Origin of the sequence: Flavobacterium collinsii (assembly GCF_902804485.1) — a bacterium.
GTDB lineage: Bacteria > Bacteroidota > Bacteroidia > Flavobacteriales > Flavobacteriaceae > Flavobacterium > Flavobacterium collinsii.
In genome coordinates this window covers 1-872 of record NZ_CADCST010000014.1, presented here as the reverse complement: position 1 = coordinate 872, position 872 = coordinate 1, and the positions used below count along the sequence as shown (strand labels likewise).

The window sequence follows — 872 nt, the reverse complement described above, 5'->3', positions numbered from 1 at the left end:
CCTAAAGCTTCTTCATCAATAACAATCTTGCTATTGCTATCCTTCTCGATGTAAGCAATCCTCTCCTGAGGATAATTAACATCTATTGGAACATAAGCCGCTCCCGATTTTAATATTCCCAGAATAACGATGAGCATCTTCTCGCTTCTATCAAGCTTTATACCGATCAAATCATCCGCTTCAACAGCATATCGATCTCTTAAATAAAAAGCCAACTGGTTTGCCTTTTCATTTAGCTCCTGATATGTTAGTTGTGTTTCGTCAAATACAACAGCAATATTATTTGGTGTGCCGGCAACCTGATCTTCAAATAAGTCTATTATTGTTTTATCTTTTGGATAAGCTACGGCTGTATCATTAAATCCAACCAACAACTCTTGCTCTTCTTCTTTGGTGAGGTAGTCAATCTCACCAATAGGCATTTCCGGCTGTTCCAGAGCTCCCGTAACAAGATTCTCAAAATGAGTAAACATTCTTTCTATCAAATAAGCATCGTAGATGTCGGTATTGTATTCAATGGTAAGGTCTAATCCTTCTGTTTCTGCAAAGGTGAAACTCACATCAAATTGCGATGTTTTTCTGGAAAACTCATAATCACTTACCTGAAAATTGGCCAGTTCCTCATTATTAAGATTATTCAATTGTCCCTGGTTTTGTAAAACAACCAGAATATCAAATAAAGCGGTACGACTCGTGTCTCTTTTTAAGTTCAGTTTGCCCACCAATACATCAAAAGGATAACTCTGATATTCGTAAGCTCCCAATAAAGTCTCTTTTTGGGAGGCTGCAAGATCTGCAAAACTGGTCTCTTTTTTCAATTGAGTTCGTATGGCAAGCGTATTGAGATACAAACCTATTTGATGCTCCAGATC

Annotated in this window: 1 protein-coding gene; it reads right to left on the bottom strand. The window is 37.5% G+C overall.

The genetic code is table 11. The annotated features are described in order from the left end of the window. Positions 1–872, bottom strand: an 872-nt coding sequence (locus FLA105534_RS00100) for a condensation domain-containing protein (RefSeq protein WP_173964025.1), incomplete at both ends; no start/stop codon positions are given.